17 protein-coding genes are annotated in these 17,209 nt (G+C 53.9%); 3 read left to right on the top strand and 14 right to left on the bottom strand.

Features of this window, described 5'->3' with window-relative positions; genetic code table 11:
* The first annotated feature begins 199 nt into the window (after positions 1–199).
* The gene (envR, locus tag HB664_RS01030) at positions 200–919 is read left to right on the top strand and encodes an acrEF/envCD operon transcriptional regulator (RefSeq protein WP_219940276.1); all 720 of its coding nucleotides are present in this window, start codon (positions 200–202) and stop codon (positions 917–919) included.
* On the opposite strand, the gene HB664_RS01025 is transcribed toward envR, so the two are convergent.
* From HB664_RS01025 to HB664_RS00960, 14 genes are all read right to left on the bottom strand, one after another.
* A complete protein-coding gene (locus tag HB664_RS01025) occupies positions 835–2,916 on the bottom strand; it encodes a bifunctional diguanylate cyclase/phosphodiesterase (protein ID WP_047059008.1) in 2,082 nt (693 codons plus the stop codon). The two genes, envR and HB664_RS01025, sit on opposite strands and share 85 nt — an antisense overlap.
* A 139-nt stretch (positions 2,917–3,055) precedes the next feature.
* Positions 3,056–3,220, bottom strand: a complete 165-nt coding sequence (locus tag HB664_RS01020; protein WP_047059006.1) for a DUF2556 family protein — start codon at positions 3,218–3,220, stop codon at positions 3,056–3,058.
* A gap of 177 nt (positions 3,221–3,397) precedes the next feature.
* The gene (gene fis / locus HB664_RS01015) at positions 3,398–3,694 is read right to left on the bottom strand and encodes a DNA-binding transcriptional regulator Fis (RefSeq protein WP_000462905.1); all 297 of its coding nucleotides are present in this window, start codon (positions 3,692–3,694) and stop codon (positions 3,398–3,400) included.
* 23 nt (positions 3,695–3,717) lie between these two features.
* Positions 3,718–4,683 (bottom strand): tRNA dihydrouridine synthase DusB, encoded by a 966-nt coding sequence (dusB, locus tag HB664_RS01010; protein ID WP_023309409.1) that lies wholly within the window; start codon positions 4,681–4,683, stop codon positions 3,718–3,720.
* Positions 4,684–5,013: 330 nt separating this feature from the next.
* Complete coding sequence (locus HB664_RS01005) at positions 5,014–5,754, bottom strand: carbonic anhydrase (protein WP_219940804.1); 741 nt, start codon at positions 5,752–5,754, stop codon at positions 5,014–5,016.
* 128 nt (positions 5,755–5,882) lie between these two features.
* A complete protein-coding gene (gene prmA / locus HB664_RS01000; protein ID WP_039260393.1) occupies positions 5,883–6,764 on the bottom strand; it encodes a 50S ribosomal protein L11 methyltransferase in 882 nt (293 codons plus the stop codon).
* Between the two features lie 11 nt (positions 6,765–6,775).
* Complete coding sequence (panF, locus tag HB664_RS00995; RefSeq protein WP_143347745.1) at positions 6,776–8,227, bottom strand: sodium/pantothenate symporter; 1,452 nt, start codon at positions 8,225–8,227, stop codon at positions 6,776–6,778.
* Complete coding sequence (locus tag HB664_RS00990; protein ID WP_006178860.1) at positions 8,217–8,459, bottom strand: YhdT family protein; 243 nt, start codon at positions 8,457–8,459, stop codon at positions 8,217–8,219. The genes panF and HB664_RS00990 overlap by 11 nt, the downstream gene beginning before the upstream one ends.
* A 108-nt stretch (positions 8,460–8,567) precedes the next feature.
* Complete coding sequence (gene accC, locus HB664_RS00985; RefSeq protein WP_023333644.1) at positions 8,568–9,917, bottom strand: acetyl-CoA carboxylase biotin carboxylase subunit; 1,350 nt, start codon at positions 9,915–9,917, stop codon at positions 8,568–8,570.
* Positions 9,918–9,927: 10 nt separating this feature from the next.
* On the bottom strand, positions 9,928–10,389 hold the full coding sequence (gene accB / locus HB664_RS00980) for an acetyl-CoA carboxylase biotin carboxyl carrier protein (RefSeq protein ID WP_010436174.1): 462 nt from the start codon (positions 10,387–10,389) through the stop codon (positions 9,928–9,930).
* Positions 10,390–10,410: 21 nt separating this feature from the next.
* Entirely contained in the window at positions 10,411–10,863 is a 453-nt protein-coding gene (gene aroQ, locus HB664_RS00975; RefSeq protein ID WP_023309405.1) for a type II 3-dehydroquinate dehydratase, read from the bottom strand.
* Between the two features lie 234 nt (positions 10,864–11,097).
* Positions 11,098–11,697, bottom strand: coding sequence for a protein-methionine-sulfoxide reductase heme-binding subunit MsrQ (gene msrQ, locus HB664_RS00970; protein WP_219940275.1), 600 nt, complete (start codon positions 11,695–11,697; stop codon positions 11,098–11,100).
* Positions 11,698–12,699, bottom strand: coding sequence for a protein-methionine-sulfoxide reductase catalytic subunit MsrP (msrP, locus tag HB664_RS00965; protein ID WP_032659657.1), 1,002 nt, complete (start codon positions 12,697–12,699; stop codon positions 11,698–11,700).
* Positions 12,700–12,776: 77 nt separating this feature from the next.
* Complete coding sequence (locus tag HB664_RS00960) at positions 12,777–13,751, bottom strand: MDR family oxidoreductase (protein ID WP_032659658.1); 975 nt, start codon at positions 13,749–13,751, stop codon at positions 12,777–12,779.
* A 182-nt stretch (positions 13,752–13,933) separates the two neighbouring features.
* Here HB664_RS00960 and csrD point away from each other — a divergent pair, with 182 nt between their 5' ends.
* Entirely contained in the window at positions 13,934–15,874 is a 1,941-nt protein-coding gene (gene csrD / locus HB664_RS00955; protein WP_048981162.1) for an RNase E specificity factor CsrD, read from the top strand.
* Between the two features lie 282 nt (positions 15,875–16,156).
* Positions 16,157–17,200, top strand: coding sequence for a rod shape-determining protein MreB (mreB, locus tag HB664_RS00950; RefSeq protein ID WP_000913396.1), 1,044 nt, complete (start codon positions 16,157–16,159; stop codon positions 17,198–17,200).
* Positions 17,201–17,209 lie beyond the last annotated feature (9 nt).

The following is a 17,209-nucleotide window of genomic DNA, read 5'->3' as shown; positions in this document are numbered from 1 at the left end:
AGGCATGTTAATCAGGTAAATGAGTTTAATGTTTTTAATTATTCACTCCGACAATTTAATTGGAGCGATATATTTATATTGATTATAAATTAAGAGGGGTGACTTTTTTTGTGCAAAATTAAAACGGATTTTAGTGAATACTTACATTTGCATGAACGCAATATTACTTTTAAACCTTGTGAGTAACGAGTAGTTGCCTATGGCGCGTAAAAAGAAAGAAGAGGCTCAACAAACCCGGCATCAGCTGATTGAGGCGGCTATCGAACAGTTTGCGACGCGTGGCGTAGCCAGCACGACGCTGACGGATATCGCTGATGCTGCTAAGGTGACGCGCGGCGCGATCTACTGGCACTTCACCAGTAAATCTGAAATATTTAATGCCATCTGGGAACAGCAATTACCGCTTCGCGAGATTATTCACGACAGGCTTTCCCTTTCCGATAGTGACGATCCATTGTTAAAACTTCGTGAGCAATTTATTACCGCGCTGCAGTATATTGCCCATGAACCCCGGCAATGTGCGCTTTTACAAATTCTGTATCATAAGTGTGAATTTAGCAGTGATATGATTTCTGAACGTGAAATTAGAAAGCGTATCGGATTCAACGATGACACGCTACGCGCCACGCTGGAGACCTGTATTTCGCGAAACATCATTTCGCCACAGGTGAATGTTGATCTCACCTTGATTGTATTCCACGGTTTTTTTAGCGGAATAATTAAAAACTGGTTAATGAATAACGACAGTTTTAATCTTTATCAGCAGGCTCCCGCTCTGGTCGATAGCATACTGGCGACACTCCCGGTTATTCGCGTGTCGCCAGATGAGGGTGCTTATTGCTCAGCGCCGGGTAACATTTCCCCTCGGGCACAAAGTGCTTCTATGGTCTGCGCGCTGACGGGTTTACCTAACAGATAACCCTGAAGGGTGTTACAGCCCAGCTCGGTTAAAAAGGCTTGCTGCGCTTCGGTTTCCACACCTTCAGCCACAACTTTCAGGTTAAGTGTTTTAGCGAGAGCCACAATCGCAGAGACAATAGTGGCATCCTCGCTCTCGCCGCTGAGCTCTTGCACAAACGCCCTGTCGATTTTCAATTCACAGGCCGGTAAGCGCTTGAGGTACAGCAGGCTCGAATATCCGGTGCCAAAATCATCAATGGAGGCCTTCACCCCCGCATTCGTCAGCTCTGTCAGCACCCGTACGCTCTCATCCGGGTTGCTCATCGCCGTGGTTTCCGTCACTTCGAGGATCAACATTTCCGGTGGCACCTGGTGAAGTGCCAGGCAGTCGAGAACCGTTTTAACCAGCGAAGGTTGTTCAAACTGCAGTGTCGACAGGTTTACCGCCATTGACCAGCTTTGATGTCCCTGAAGATGCCATTCCCGCAGCTGGCGACAGGCTTCATTAATCACCCAGTTGCCAATCGGGACGATCAGCCCCGTTTTTTCCGCCAGCGGCAGAAAAAGGTCCGGCGTCAGTAACCCTTGCTTAGGATGCTGCCAGCGCAACAGCGCCTCGAATCCGAGGACCGGGCCCGCCGGGGCGTGAAATTTTGGCTGATACAGCAGGCGCAGCTCATTGCGATCGATCGCCATCCACAAATCGTTCATTAACTGGAGATGGGTCTGCGCCAGGGTGTTCATGGAGGGCTGGAAGAAGTGGTAACCGTTACGGCCCATATGCTTCGTGTGATACATCGCCGCGTCGGCGTTAAACATCAGCTCACGCTCGGTTTTGCCGTCGTGAGGATAAAGCGCGATGCCAATGCTGAGGGTCACCACCAGTTCATAGGGGCTAAGATTGAAGGGGCTATCGATCGCGCGCACCAGCGAATTCGCCAGCGATGCCGCGTCGTCCGGACCTTCTCCCTCTGCCAGCAGAACAAATTCATCACCGCCGATGCGTGCAAGGGTGAACTGGCCTTTCAGGAGAAGCAGCAGACGCTGCGTAACGGCGACCAGCAGCCTGTCACCGACATCATGGCCGTAGGCATCATTGATGGCTTTAAAGCCGTCAAGATCCATGAACATCAGGGCAAAGTGATTCCCTTCACGATCGGCTTTGCTGATGGCCTGATCGAGTCTGTCTTCCAGCAGGATACGGTTGGGCAGACGCGTCAGGGTATCGTGTAGCGCCAGCTGAGCGAGTTCCCGGTTAGCTTCTGCCAGCGACGAGGCCAGCAGGGCGGTGCGTGCCTGAAGGCGGGCATCCAGCATCGACACCAGCAGGGTGATCCCAAGAATTGAGAGCGCGACCACGCTGACCAGAACCGCCAGCCAGCTCCCGTTGATACCCTCATGGTGAACCATTGTGGACATCGGAAACTGCGCCGCTTTCATCCCGGCATAGTGCATGCCGGCAATGGCAATGCCCATCGTGATGGCGGCACCCATGCGCATCAGCACGACCTGCGCGGCTTCGCGACGCAGGCGGAAGGTCAGCCATAATGCCGCGAGCGAAGCGGCAAGCGCAATCACGATCGAAATGGCCACCCAGACCTTGTCCCAGATTATCCCGGGCATCACCTCCAGCGCCGCCATGCCGGTGTAATGCATGGCAACAATACCGCTTCCCATCACCAGCGCGCCGGGCAGCAGTCGACGCAGGCGTAGTTGCTCGCAGCTCACAAGCCATAGCGCAAATAGCGACGAACCCACGGCGATGACCATAGATAAAACCGTCAGGGTGGCGTTGTAGCTCATGCTCATGGAGAGATCCATCGCCAGCATGCCGATAAAATGCATGGCCCACACGCCAATCCCCATAGCAATACCGCCGCCAGCCAGCCAGACGCGGGCAGCGACGCCCTGACTCCCGGCGACGCGTGCAGCCATGTTCAGCGCGGTATACGCAGCAAGAATGGCAACAACAAAGGAGAGGACGACAAGGATAGGGTTGTATTGGCTGACCAGCATGGACGGTTCTACTCGAGTGTGGGGTTACGCTAGAGCGGTTGAGAAGGGCGAGACATTATCACCGTCAGGTAATGGCTCAAAGGGATTTAAATCCCCGTTTTTAGTGGGTAATAACGGGGTGATTTGCGCAATCGGGCGGTTAGTCGAGCTCTGAGCAGTTCACGAGTTTCAGCGGATTGACGGAGTTCATATTGCGACACTTATCGGTTTCGGTGCTCATCATTTCAATCCACTGCATCAGGAGTGCATCGAAAATGAGAACGGAGATTGCAAAAACAACCAGCCACCAGTATTTACGAATCATTGTGTCATTCCGCAGGAAGATCGCCACTAAGGTGGGGGAAATATACACGAAAAACCGGGGTTGAAAAGCAGGAGAGGCGAAGGTTTACAATGCGTTGACGGAGAAGCGCAGGTAATAAAAAAGGCGCTTCCCCATGCCGAAGAGCGCCTTTTTAAACAAGCATTTAACTGATTAGTATCAGTTCATGCCGTATTTTTTCAGTTTCTTACGCAGAGTACCACGGTTGATACCCATCATCAGCGCAGCGCGGGTTTGGTTACCGCGGGTGTATTGCATCACCATGTCCAACAGTGGCTGTTCAACTTCAGCCAGTACCAGCTCATACAGGTCATTAACATCCTGACCGTTCAGTTGAGCAAAATAGTTCTTCAGTGCCTGTTTAACCGAGTCACGCAGGGGCTTTTGAGTTACCTGGTCCTGAGAGTTAACGGTAGAAACGGTCAGTACGTCAGAATTTACGCGTTGTTCGAACATAGTTCTGTCAGCTCTTTATTTCATTACGCAAGATTTTCGAAGTATGCCTCCAACGCCTCCAGCTGTACGCTGGCATCCTCTATGGCGTTGAATGTGCGCCGAAACTGGTCATCTGGAGCGTGCTCCTGGAGATACCAGGAGACGTGTTTACGCGCAATTCGGTACCCTTTTGCCTGACCGTAGTGGTCATGCAGTTCCCGAACATGCGAACAAAGCAAGCGCTTAACCTCTGCCAGAGGCAGCGGGGCAAGCAGCTCCCCAGTGTCCAGATAATGCTGGATTTCCCGGAAGATCCAGGGTCTTCCCTGAGCTGCACGTCCTATCATCAGAGCATCAGCTCCCGTATAGTCGAGTACAGCCCTGGCTTTAAGCGGGTCAGTTATGTCGCCATTCGCGATAATCGGAATGGAAACTTTCTGCTTAACTGCCCGAATGCTGTCGTATTCAGCTTCACCGTTGAACAAACAGGCGCGAGTGCGTCCATGGATGGTCAGGGCCTGAATGCCACAGTCTTCGGCCAGTTGGGCAATCTCTACACAGTTACGGTGTTCCGGCGACCAACCCGTGCGAATCTTCAACGTAACAGGAACGTCCACCGCGCTGACAACCGCCGTCAGGATAGCTTTCACCTGGTCGGGGTATTGCAGAAGGGCTGAACCTGCAAGCTTGCGATTCACCTTTTTGGCCGGGCACCCCATATTGATATCAATAATCTGGGCACCACTTTCCACGTTAATCCGCGCGGCATCTGCCATCTCTTCAGGCACGCTTCCGGCAATTTGCACGGTGCGAATACCTGGTTCATCAACGTGCACCATCCGAAGGCGGGATTTATCGCTTTCCCAAACCTGCGGGTTAGACGACATCATCTCGGATACGGTTAAACCGGCTCCCATCTCATAGCACAGCGTCCTGAACGGCCGGTCTGTAATACCTGCCATTGGGGCTGCGATCAGGCGATTTCTAAGCTGGTGGTGTCCGATGCGCATGAGTTAAGAAATGACCATACTGTGACTGCAAGGCGGCGTATATTACGCATTTTTTGCACGAGATGAAAGGCCAAACTTTGAACAATCCACTGTTGTAGATCAAGGAATCGCCGCCCAATCTTCCCGTTAAAAATTATTCATTATTTAAATCATTAAGTTATATGGTAATGGTTATTTTATGGGCGCTTACAATTTCCCGTAACTTCTCATCATTTCTGAATAAATGCGTCGCTGAAGCGGGATAATCTGCTGTTTTTAACAGCAGATTTCCCTTCTTCTTTGCGATCTGCGTCGCATTTTAGAACATGATCGTCATGCGAAAAATGCCTGTTATTCGACCACGACGCGCCCATGCAGCGACTGTACCGGACGGTTATTATCGTGATGCATTGTCCGGGTGAATCTGGCAAGTTGTTCTGCATAAACCGTCAGGGGCTGTTTAAGTACAATCCAGGTAACGCCTTCTGAACACGGTGGAGTGGTCAGTGAACCGCTAAAGCGCCAGTACGTTTTATTTTTTGGCAGCAGTTTGTTCAGGTTGAGATCCTGTTTGATGGAGACGTTCTGCTCGGCCTGCTGAGGCATAACGCGCCACAGTTTTTCAAGCTCCGGGTTTGCGGCCCCTTTATCAAACATGACCGCCACCACCGTCAGTTCCCCACTGGCATTTTTATGAACCAGATGCATTTCCATCGCGTACCTCTTGCCATGTACGGTGTTTTCGCTCGGCGCGTGGAAATGGAACTGCTGTAACGTCCAGGTTTGCTTATCGAGAGTAAGGGTATCGCGGGTGTTCGCCTGTTCACCTGCCTGAATGGTATGGCCATTGTTCGTCAGTGTAACAGGGCCATCAACGTAGTGGGTTTGTAGCGGGGAGAGATGGGCGTTAGTGGTCGAATCAATATTAACAGGAGACTGGTTCATACCGCTTTGACAGGTCTTGTATGCCTCGTCCATCTCGCCCCAGTGTTGCGGTGAACCTTCCCCTTCATAGCTCCAGTGTGATGCAAATGCTGAAGCCGAAATCATGCTCAGCGCCAGCAGCGCTGCCTTGCCTGTAACGTGTGTCATCATATTCTTCCGGTGAATTTTTGTAATACAAATCAACATGATTTGTAGGGTTATTTTACCGAAGAATGAACGGGGGAGAGAGGATTATCAGAGGGTGAGAGGCGTGGTCAGATGACCACGCCAGATTCTTATTTTTTACGGCCGGTGATGCGGCACCACTCTTCTTTTTCCACCACCGGGTCGAGGGCAAAGAGATCGGCGTAGGCTTCACACACGCTGTCGGCCTGGCTTGCCAGGATACCGGAAAGCCCCAGCAGACCGCCCTCAACGGGCAGCACGCTGATTAACGGGGCCAGTTCGCGCAGTGGGCCCGCCAGAATGTTTGCGACCACCACATCGGCTTTCATGGCTTCTGGCTGAGCATCCGGCAGATACAGCTCCAGACGATCGGAGACGCCGTTACGCTCGGCATTATCGCGGCTGGCCTGAATCGCCTGCGGATCGATATCGATCCCGATGGCTTTTGCCGCGCCCAGCTTCAGGGCCGCAATCGCGAGGATCCCGGATCCACAGCCGAAGTCGATCACTGTCTTACCGTCCAGATCCAGACCATCCAGCCACTGCAGGCACAGAGACGTGGTTGGGTGAGTACCGGTACCAAACGCCAGACCCGGGTCGAGCATCACGTTCACTGCGCTTTCATCAGGGACATCGCGCCAGCTCGGGCAGATCCACAGACGTTTGCCGAACTGCATCGGGTGGAAGTTATCCATCCACTCGCGTTCCCAGTCTTTGTCTTCCAGCTGTTCGATTTTATGCACGAAACCCGCGCCCAACAGAGGATGATTCTCCAGAATCGCGACAACCTCTTTCATATCGGTTTCGGCATCAAACAGGCCAATAACGTCGGTATCACCCCACAGGCGGGTTTCGCCCGGCAGCGGCTCAAAGACCGGCGTGTCATGCGTGTCCTGGAAGGTGATAGAGACCGAACCGGCCTCCATCAGCGCATCGCTCAGCTCTTCGGCGTTCGCGCCGGTTGTGTTCAGTTTTAGTTGGATCCACGGCATGGCAAAACTCTTTATTTATCAGTAGAAATCATAGCGGGTTGTGGGACGGGCTGACCGAAACGGTTCCCCACCACAAACGCCAGTAAACTTAGCAGTAACGAAGGCACAATTGGATGGAAGCCCAGGTACTGAATCTTAAACGTTGCGAGGACGGCGTAAAGCACGCCGCCTACAATCATCGCGCTCAGCGCACCGGCGGCATTCGCGCGCTCCCAGTAGAGCCCTAACACCAGCGGCCACAGGAATACCGCTTCAAGCCCACCAAATGCCAGCAGGTTCAGCCAGATGATCATCTCTGGCGGGCGCCACGCGGCTAACAGCAGCAATGCCCCTAACACCAAAGTAATAACGGCCGACATGCGCTTCAGGCGCCGTTCATTCTCTGCCTGCTCAGGACGCAGGTTCAGATAGAGATCTTTTATGATCGTAGCGGAACTTTGCAGCAGCTGAGCGTTGATGGTCGACATAATGGCGGCCATCGGTGCGGCGAGGAAGATCCCGGCGGCAAATGGCGGCAGTACTTTAACCATCAGGGTTGGGATAACCAGATCGGGTACGGTAAGGTCAGGAATAACTGCCCGACCTAACGCGCCCGCCAGGTGCATACCAAACATCAGGATTGCGACAACGATAGTGCCGATAATGATACCTCTGTGCACGGCTTTGCTGTCTTTGTAAGAGATACAGCGCACGGCGGTATGCGGCAGGCCAATCACCCCAAAGCACACCAACACCCAGAACGAGGTCATAAAGGTTGGCGAAAGGATGTCATCCGCGCCCTGCGGCGAAACCAGTTTTGGATCGATCGTCTCGAGCGTTTCAACCGCATGGCTCAGGCCGCCCGCGGCGTGGACGATGCCGACCAGCAGGACAATAGTGCCGATAAGCATAACCATGCCCTGCATCGTATCGTTCAGCACGCTGGCGCGGAATCCGCCAAACGCGGTATACAGCGCAATGCTGACTCCGAAGATGATCAAGCCTGTCTCGTAGGGAATACCCGCTGCCGTTTCCAGCAGGCGTGCCCCGCCGATAAACTGTACCGTCATTGCGCCAATAAAGGCCACCAGCAGGCTTAAGCTGGCCAGCCATACCAGTAAACGGCTCTGATAGCGGGCAAACAGCATATCGTTGAGCGTCACGGCATTATAACGGCGCGCCAGAATGGCAAATTTTTTACCCAGTATGCCCAGAGAGAGCCAGACGGCAGGAAGCTGGATCATCGCCAGCAGCACCCAGCCTAACCCGTATTTATAGGCTGCTCCGGGTCCGCCGATAAACGAACTGGCGCTGATGTAGGTCGCGGTCAGCGTCATGGCCAGCACGACGCCGCCCATCGAGCGGCTACCCAGAAAATACTCGTTCAGGAAGGTGCCCGTCGTTCTTTTACGCATGGCGTAAACGGATAAACCAAACACCACTAGCAAGTAAGCGATAAGCGGCAGAATGACTTCAAGCTGCATCATCGTCCTCCAGCGGAATATCGCGATAAATGAATTTCACCATTGCCCAGCAGAGCAGGATGAAGACCAGCGGGACCAGCAGACACGCCATTTCGAACCAGTGCGGCAGGCCGGTGATGCCAATAGCGGAGTCAGGTAAGTAAGCAGTTACTAACCATGCTGCGAGATAGAGAAGGGTCAGCCACAGCGCCCAGCGCGCTTCTTTATGGGCCTGAACAAAACGTTTGTCCATTTTTTGTCCCTTGTGGATGAAGAAAGCGGGGATTGTACATGATGAGGCTTTCCAGGCCCCAGAAATAAAAAAGGCCGGATAATCCGGCCTTTTAGCAACACAGGTCTCTTACTTCTCGTTCAGACCGAGTTTTTTCTCCAGATAGTGGATGTTGGTTCCACCATTCTGGAAGTGCTCGTCGCTCATGATACGCATCTGCAGATCAACGTTGGTTTTGATACCGTCGATGATCAGCTCCTGCAGGGCGTTTTTCATGCGGGCAATCGCCACGTCACGGTTTTCGCCGTAGCAGATAAGCTTGCCGATCATTGAGTCATAGTACGGCGGTACGGTGTAACCGGCGTAGATATGAGACTCCCAGCGCACACCAAAGCCACCCGGCGCGTGGAAACGCGTGATTTTACCCGGGCTTGGCAGGAAGGTGTTCGGGTCTTCGGCGTTGATACGGCACTCTACCGCATGGCCTTTCACCACAACTTCTTCCTGCTTGATGGACAGCGGCTGGCCTGCAGCGATACGCAGCTGTTCTTTGATCAGGTCAACGCCGGTGATCATTTCGGTAACCGGGTGTTCAACCTGAATACGGGTGTTCATTTCGATGAAATAGAACTCGCCGTTCTCGAACAGGAACTCAAAGGTACCTGCACCGCGATAGCCGATATCGACACACGCTTTGGAGCAACGCTCGCCGATGTAGCGACGCAGTTCCGGGGTAATGCCCGGTGCTGGTGCTTCTTCGACTACTTTCTGGTGACGACGCTGCATGGAGCAGTCACGTTCTGCCAGATAGATCGCGTTACCCTGACCGTCAGCCAGCACCTGAATTTCGATGTGGCGTGGGTTTTCCAGGTATTTTTCCATGTACACCATGTCATTGCTGAAAGCGGCTTTCGCTTCTGCTTTGGTCATGGAGATGGACTGCGCCAGTTCAGCATCGCTGCGCACAACGCGCATACCGCGACCGCCGCCGCCGCCGGACGCCTTGATGATAACCGGATAGCCAATGCGTTTAGCATGAGCACGGTTAGCATCCATGTCGTCGGTCAGAGGGCCGTCAGAGCCTGGTACGGTTGGAACACCGGCTTTTTTCATCGCGGTGATTGCAGACACTTTGTCGCCCATCAGGCGGATGGTGTCGGCTTTCGGGCCGATGAAGATGAAGCCAGAGCGTTCAACCTGCTCAGCAAAGTTGGCGTTCTCAGAGAGGAAGCCGTAACCCGGATGAATTGCCACCGCGCCGGTGATTTCAGCGGCGCTGATGATAGCCGGGATGTTCAGATAGCTTTTTACGGACGGAGCCGGGCCAATACAGACCGTCTCATCCGCCAGCAATACGTGTTTTAAATCGCGATCCGCGCTTGAGTGCACAGCGACGGTCTTGATGCCCAGTTCTTTACAGGCACGAAGAATACGCAGTGCGATCTCGCCGCGGTTGGCGATAACAATTTTATCCAGCATGTACGCCTCGTTACTCGATGACGACCAGCGGCTCGTCAAATTCAACCGGCTGACCACTTTCGACCAGAATCGCTTTAACAGTACCTGATTTGTCTGCTTCGATCTGGTTCATCATTTTCATCGCTTCAACGATGCACAGGGTATCGCCTACGTTGACTTTCTGACCCACTTCGATGAACGCCTTCGCGTCCGGGCTCGGGGTGCGGTAGAAAGTACCAACCATTGGGGAACGTACGATGTGACCACTGATTTCTGCTGCAGCGGCAGGTGCGGCTTCAGCTGCTGGCGCAACGGCTGCGGAGAGCGCAGGCTGCTGCACTGGCGCAGCATAAGCTTGCTGCATTACCGGGAAGCTAGCGGCTGGGGCTGCACGGCTGATGCGTACAGACTCTTCGCCTTCAGAAATTTCCAGTTCGGAGATGCCTGATTCTTCAACCAGCTCGATCAGTTTTTTAATCTTACGAATATCCATGAGTGGGTTCCGTACTCTTGTTTAGTGTGATTGTGACAAGCGTTTTACCGCTGTCTGTAAAGCGTATGAATAGCCGTCTGCGCCCAGTCCACAGATAACGCCAGCAGCGATATCCGACAGATACGAATGGTGACGGAACGGCTCTCGGGCGTGCACATTACTCAGGTGGATCTCGATAAACGGGATACTCACCGCAAGCAGTGCGTCGCGGATAGCAACACTGGTGTGCGTAAACGCGGCCGGATTGATCAGGATATAGTCCACATTGTCTTTAGCCTGATGAATACGGTCGATGAGTGCGTACTCCGCATTCGACTGAAAATGATCCAAATCCACATTCAGTGAGGCTGCTTCCGTTCCCAGACGGTTAACAATTTCACTCAATGTTAGCGTGCCGTACTTCTCTGGCTCACGGGTGCCGAGCATGTTCAGGTTCGGTCCGTTCAAAACTAAGATATGGAACTTATCAGTCATAATGCCGCTATCTCCTGCGATTTTCGGGTAAAAAACAAAATATACCTTCGAAACGCAAATGTCACCTTTTCAGAGGCTTAAAACCGCTGTCAGGCGAACCAAGGTCGCACATTATAACGATTTCGTAGCATTTAGCAGCTAAATACTGGTCTTATCAGGGAAGATTATCAACCGCTATCCGAAAAAGATTTGCGGTTGACGGGTAATCTGCGGGAAAACGCACAGTTTCGCGAACTATCGCAACCACTGGCGGAACTTCTTGTAACGCCATGCCAAAAGCGCCACGGCCGCCAGTGCATAAAGGATTGGCTGCGGCGAGAGGATCTTCACCGACCAAAGGTAATGAAGGGGAGTGAGGATCGCGACAAGATAGACGAAGTTGTGAAGAAGCTGCCAGCGCCTGCCCAGTTTTCGCTGCGCATATTGCGTGGATGTCAGCGCTAACGCCAGTAAAACCACCCAGCTCACGATACCCAGCGTCAGATAAGGACGTGTCACCAGTTCGCGGCCAAGCAGCGCCAGATTGTTAATTCCCAGTTCCAGCAGGGCGTAGCTGGTGAGGTGCAGCGTCGCCCAGGCAAAACACCATAGCCCTAACAGCCGACGGGTGCGTATCAATAAGGGCTGTTTAGCGTAGCGCGCCAGCGGCGAGACGAGCAAGGTGGCCAGCAAAAATTTCAGAGCCATCCGACCGGTAAAATGCTGGATATCCTTTGCAGGATCTGCGCTAAAGAGCCCCTGGCTGGCGGCCCAGAACAGCCATATAAAAGGAAGCAGCCCGGCCAGGTGCAGCAGCACTTTCAGCCAGGTAATCTGTTTTGCCGTTAAACGCACTCAGAAGTTCTCCCGTAAGTTGAGGCCACGGTAAAGCGAGGCCACTTCATCCGCATAGCCGTTAAACAGCAGCGTCGGCTGGCGCTTTACGTCCAGCGCACCGCCGGAACCGATAAACCGCTCGGTTGCCTGCGACCAGCGCGGATGATCCACGTGCGGGTTCACGTTGGCGAAGAAGCCGTATTCGTCCGGGGCCGCCAGATTCCAGGTGGTTGGCGGACGTTCGCGGGTAAGCTTAATGCTGACGATAGATTTAATCCCTTTGAAACCATATTTCCACGGTACGGTTAAACGGATAGGGGCGCCGTTCTGCGGCGGAAGCGCTTTGCCATAAACGCCAACGGTCAGCAGGGTGAGGGGGTGCATAGCTTCGTCGAGACGTAGCCCTTCCACATACGGATATTCAAGCCCGCCGCCGATGAACCGATCTTTCTGCCCGGGCATCTCGTCCGGCGCATAGCGCGTCTGGAAAGCGACATATTTTGCATTGCTGGTGGGCTCAACCATCGCCAGCAGTTTATGCAGCGGGAAGCCGACCCAGGGCACCACCATCGACCAGGCTTCCACGCAGCGCATGCGGTAGATGCGCTCTTCGAGCGGGAAACGGGTGGTGAGATCGTGGTGGTCCAGCGTCAGGGGTTTCGCCACTTCGCCATCAATTTTCAGCGTCCACGGATCGGTTTTGAGGCTTCCCGCGTTGGCGGCAGGATCGGCCTTATCGAGACCAAATTCGTAGAAGTTGTTGTAGCCGGTAACTTTATCTTCCGGCGTGAGCGTCAGCTTGTTTTGCCATTCGGCCGGTTTCGTAAAGGTGAGCGGGGCGCCGGATGGGGCTTTTGGCCGATCGTTGCCTTTAAACCAGTCGAGCAGGTCGGCGTGTGCCGCGGGAGAGAGCGTCAGGGCTGTGGCGCTGATGCCAAGCATTTTCAGGATCTGGCGGCGCTGTAACATAAAGACAGACTCAGACGTTACGTCGGCTTCCGTCAGTTTTCGGTTTTTCATGGCATCCTCCGTCATGCGTTTTTCTAAGCATGACGGAGGAGAGGGATTCGCGCGAATATGTCACGAAAATTTGAAGATTAGGCGATTTTCACCAGCGCGCGGCCGTGGAATTGGTTGTCCATGATCTTACTGGCGTATTCCGGCGCCTGGCTGAGGGTTATCTCCGTTGCGCTCTGGGTATAGAAAGATTCCGGCAGATCGCGCACCAGCCGTTCCCAGGCTTCATGACGACGGGCCGGCGGGGTCATTACGGAATCCACACCCTGCAGGCGTACGTTACGCAGAATAAATGGCATCACGGTGGTTGGCAGGGCAAATCCGCCCGCCAGACCGCAGGCTGCCACGCAGCCGCCGTAGTTCATCTGCGCCAGGACTTTTGCCAGCACCTTATCACCGACGGTATCCACCGCCCCTGCCCAAACCTGTTTTTCCAGCGGACGGGTTTCGGCAAATTCGTCGCGGCTGAGAATGCGGCTGGCGCCGAGCTGGCGCAGATAGTCATGGGTGCTTTCTCGGCCGGAAACCGCAGCGACCTGATAGCCCAGCTTGTGGAGCAGCGTGACTGCCGTGCTGCCCACGCCTCCGCTCGCGCCGGTGACGACAATTTCCCCTGACTCAGGGCGAATACCCGCATCTTCCAGCGCCATCACGCACAGCATGGCGGTAAAGCCTGCCGTGCCGACGATCATCGCCTTGCGGCCATCCATGCCTTTCGGCACAGGCACCAGCCAGTCGCCCTTCACGCGCGCCTGCGTTGCCAGCCCGCCCCAGTGATTTTCACCCACGCCCCAGCCTGTGAGCAGCACATGCTGGCCCGGATGGAAGCGCGGATCCTCGCTGGTATGAACCCGCCCAGCGAAATCGATCCCCGGCACCATAGGGAAATTTCGGATGATTTTACCCTTACCGGTTATAGCCAGCGCATCTTTATAATTTAAACTGGACCAGTCAATGTCGACGGTTACGTCGCCTTCCGGCAGGCGACTCTCTTCAACCGCCTGCACTGAGGCAAGCGTTTTGCCGTCCTGCTGTTCTAAGATCAAAGCCTGCATACGGGGTCCTCACGACTCAGATGATTGGAAAATAATTTCTGAAGACTATACTCGCTCAGGGAAACGCAGTGCCGATTTAACGCAATAAATTGCCAGATACGCCCGATTTGGTAGTATGCCGCATTTGAAATGCAAGTTAGCGCTTACTCGCTACCCCATCAACCCACGGAGTAATCTCAAGGATGCGATTAACGACGAAGTTCTCAGCTTTTATCACCTTGCTGACGGGGCTTACCATTTTTGTCACGCTTCTGGGCTGTTCCCTGAGTTTTTACACCGCCATTCAGGACAAGCTGGTCAACCGGGTACAGTCTGTTGCCTCGGTGATTGATACGCGTCTGCTGACGACGCCCCTACCGGCGCTCTCCCGTGAGCTTGATGAGTTGATGGTACCTGTTGATATCGTTCAGATCGACATTCTGCAGGGAAAGCATCGTGTTTTAAGCCATGAACGACCGGGAAGCTATCGCCCCGCGGGCGTGGTAAGCCAGTATCGGGAAGTGACGGTGCATTCCCTTAAAAATCCGGGGATGACCATACACATGGTCTACCTCGATCCGATGGCCAGCTATTTCCGTTCCATGATGACCACCGCACCGCTCACCGTCGCCGTTGCGTTTATCGTCCTGCTGATCTTTCTCGCGGTCCGCTGGCTGCGCCGCCAGCTCTCTGGTCAGGAGCTGCTGGAGATGCGATCCGTACGTATCCTGAACGGTGAACGCGGCCCGCAGGTGCGTGGCTCTGTTCACGAGTGGCCGTCACGCGCCAGCAGCGCGCTCGATACCCTGCTCTCCGAAATCCAGTTTGCCAGCGATCAGCGCAGCCGTATGGATACGCTGATCCGCTCTTATGCGGCGCAGGATAATAAAACTGGCCTTAACAACCGTCTTTTCTTTGATAATCAGCTCGCCACGCTGCTCGACGATTCAGAAAAAGTGGGGACACACGGGGTGGTGATGATGATTCGCCTGCCCGATTTCGATCTCCTGCGCGACACCTGGGGACAGCGTGCCGCGGAAGAAAACCTCTTTACGCTGATCAACCTGCTCTCCACCTTTATTATGCGCTACCCGGGCGCGCTGCTGGCCCGCTATCACCGCAGCGACTTTGCCGTGCTGTTGCCTCATCGTACGCTGAAGGAATCCGAAAGCATCGCCAGCCAGCTGCTGAAGGCGGTAGATGCGCTGCCGCAGAGCAAAATGCTCGACAGGGACGATATGGTCCACATGGGGATCTGCGCCTGGCGTGGCGGACAATCGACTGAACAGGTGATGGAGCACGCAGAAGCCGCTACCCGCAACGCCGTGTTGCAGGGGGCCAACGGATGGGCGGTTTATGATGACTCGCTGCCGGAAAAAGGGCGCGGCAACGTGCGCTGGCGCACGCTGATTGAGCAAATGCTCAGCCGCGGCGGGCCACGTATTTATCAAAAACCCGCGGTCATGAAAAACGGCAACGTTCATCACCGTGAACTGATGTGTCGTATTTTTGACGGTACCGAAGAGGTCATCTCTGCGGAATATCTGCCGATGGTGCTGCAATTTGGCCTGTCCGAAGAGTATGACCGCCAGCAAATTACCCGGCTGATTCCGTTTTTATCCTTCTGGCCTGAAGAAAACCTGGCGTTACAGGTCACCGTGGAGTCGTTAATACGCCCACGTTTTCAGCGCTGGCTACGTGATACGCTAATGCAATGCGAAAAATCGCAACGTAAACACATTATTTTTGAACTTGCTGAGGCCGATGTAGGTCAACACATCAGCCGGTTACGTCCGGTGGTACGTTTGATCAATGCGCTCGGTGCACGTATCGCTGTGACGCAGGCAGGTTTAACGCTGGTCAGCACCAACTGGATCAAGGAACTGGATGTGGAGTTATTAAAGCTACATCCGGGGCTGGTAAGGAATATTGAGAAGCGTACGGAAAACCAGCTGCTGGTACAGAGTCTGGTAGAAGCGTGCAAGGGTACGCGAACACAAGTATTCGCCACGGGCGTGCGCTCCAGAAGCGAATGGCAGATGTTAACAGCGCGCGGCGTGATGGGCGGTCAGGGGGATTTTTTTGCTGCCTCTCAACCGCTTGACACCAACGTGAAAAAATATTTGCAAAGATACTCTGTTTGACCTGCCGTTTACGCTGTTTTCACGTAGAATATCGCGCCTGTAGCTTTGAGTATGTCGAGCAAAAAGCCAGTGAACGACCTGTAACGGGTTACAAACGTCAGTGGGGAACGCTACTGTTTACTCAGCCCTGAGGGAATCAGGGGATGATTTTGTAACATCAGGAAACGTACTGCACAAATTTTCACCGTTGCAGATGATTTTTGCGCCTTGTCGCTGCTGCGTGTGGTTGGTAAAGTAAGCGGATTTTGTTTTCCGCCCCAGCTTTCAGGATTATCCCTTAGTATGTTGAAAAAATTTCGTGGCATGTTTTCCAATGACCTGTCCATTGACCTGGGTACTGCGAATACCCTTATTTATGTAAAAGGACAAGGCATCGTATTGAATGAGCCTTCCGTTGTGGCCATTCGTCAGGATCGTGCAGGCTCGCCGAAAAGCGTGGCTGCAGTGGGTCATGACGCGAAGCAGATGCTGGGTCGTACCCCTGGCAACATCGCCGCCATTCGCCCAATGAAAGACGGCGTTATCGCCGACTTCTTCGTGACTGAAAAAATGCTTCAGCACTTCATCAAGCAGGTTCACAGCAACAGCTTCATGCGTCCAAGCCCGCGTGTTCTGGTGTGTGTGCCGGTTGGTGCAACCCAGGTAGAGCGTCGCGCAATCCGTGAATCTGCCCAGGGTGCAGGTGCACGCGAAGTGTTCCTGATTGAAGAGCCAATGGCTGCAGCCATCGGTGCGGGTCTGCCTGTTTCCGAAGCTACCGGTTCTATGGTGGTGGATATCGGTGGTGGTACCACGGAAGTGGCCGTTATCTCTCTGAACGGCGTGGTGTACTCCTCTTCCGTACGTATCGGCGGTGACCGCTTCGATGAAGCCATCATTAATTATGTGCGCCGTAACTACGGCTCTCTGATCGGTGAAGCCACCGCAGAGCGTATCAAACACGAAATCGGCTCTGCGTATCCGGGCGATGAAGTGCGTGAGATCGAAGTACGTGGCCGTAACCTGGCTGAAGGTGTTCCACGCGGTTTCACCCTGAACTCCAACGAAATTCTGGAAGCTCTGCAGGAACCACTGACGGGCATCGTGAGCGCGGTAATGGTTGCGCTGGAACAGTGCCCACCAGAGCTGGCGTCCGATATCTCCGAGCGCGGTATGGTTCTGACCGGTGGTGGTGCGCTGCTGCGTAACCTCGACCGCCTGTTAATGGAAGAGACAGGTATTCCTGTCGTAGTTGCAGAAGATCCACTGACTTGCGTCGCCCGTGGTGGTGGCAAGGCGCTGGAAATGATCGACATGCACGGCGGCGATTTGTTCAGCGAAGAGTAGTCGAGTTTG

The organism is Enterobacter sp. DNB-S2 (assembly GCF_019443845.1).
GTDB lineage: Bacteria > Pseudomonadota > Gammaproteobacteria > Enterobacterales > Enterobacteriaceae > Enterobacter > Enterobacter asburiae_B.
Note: the sequence above shows the minus strand (reverse complement) of the source record. Positions and strands in the feature narration are given on the sequence as shown.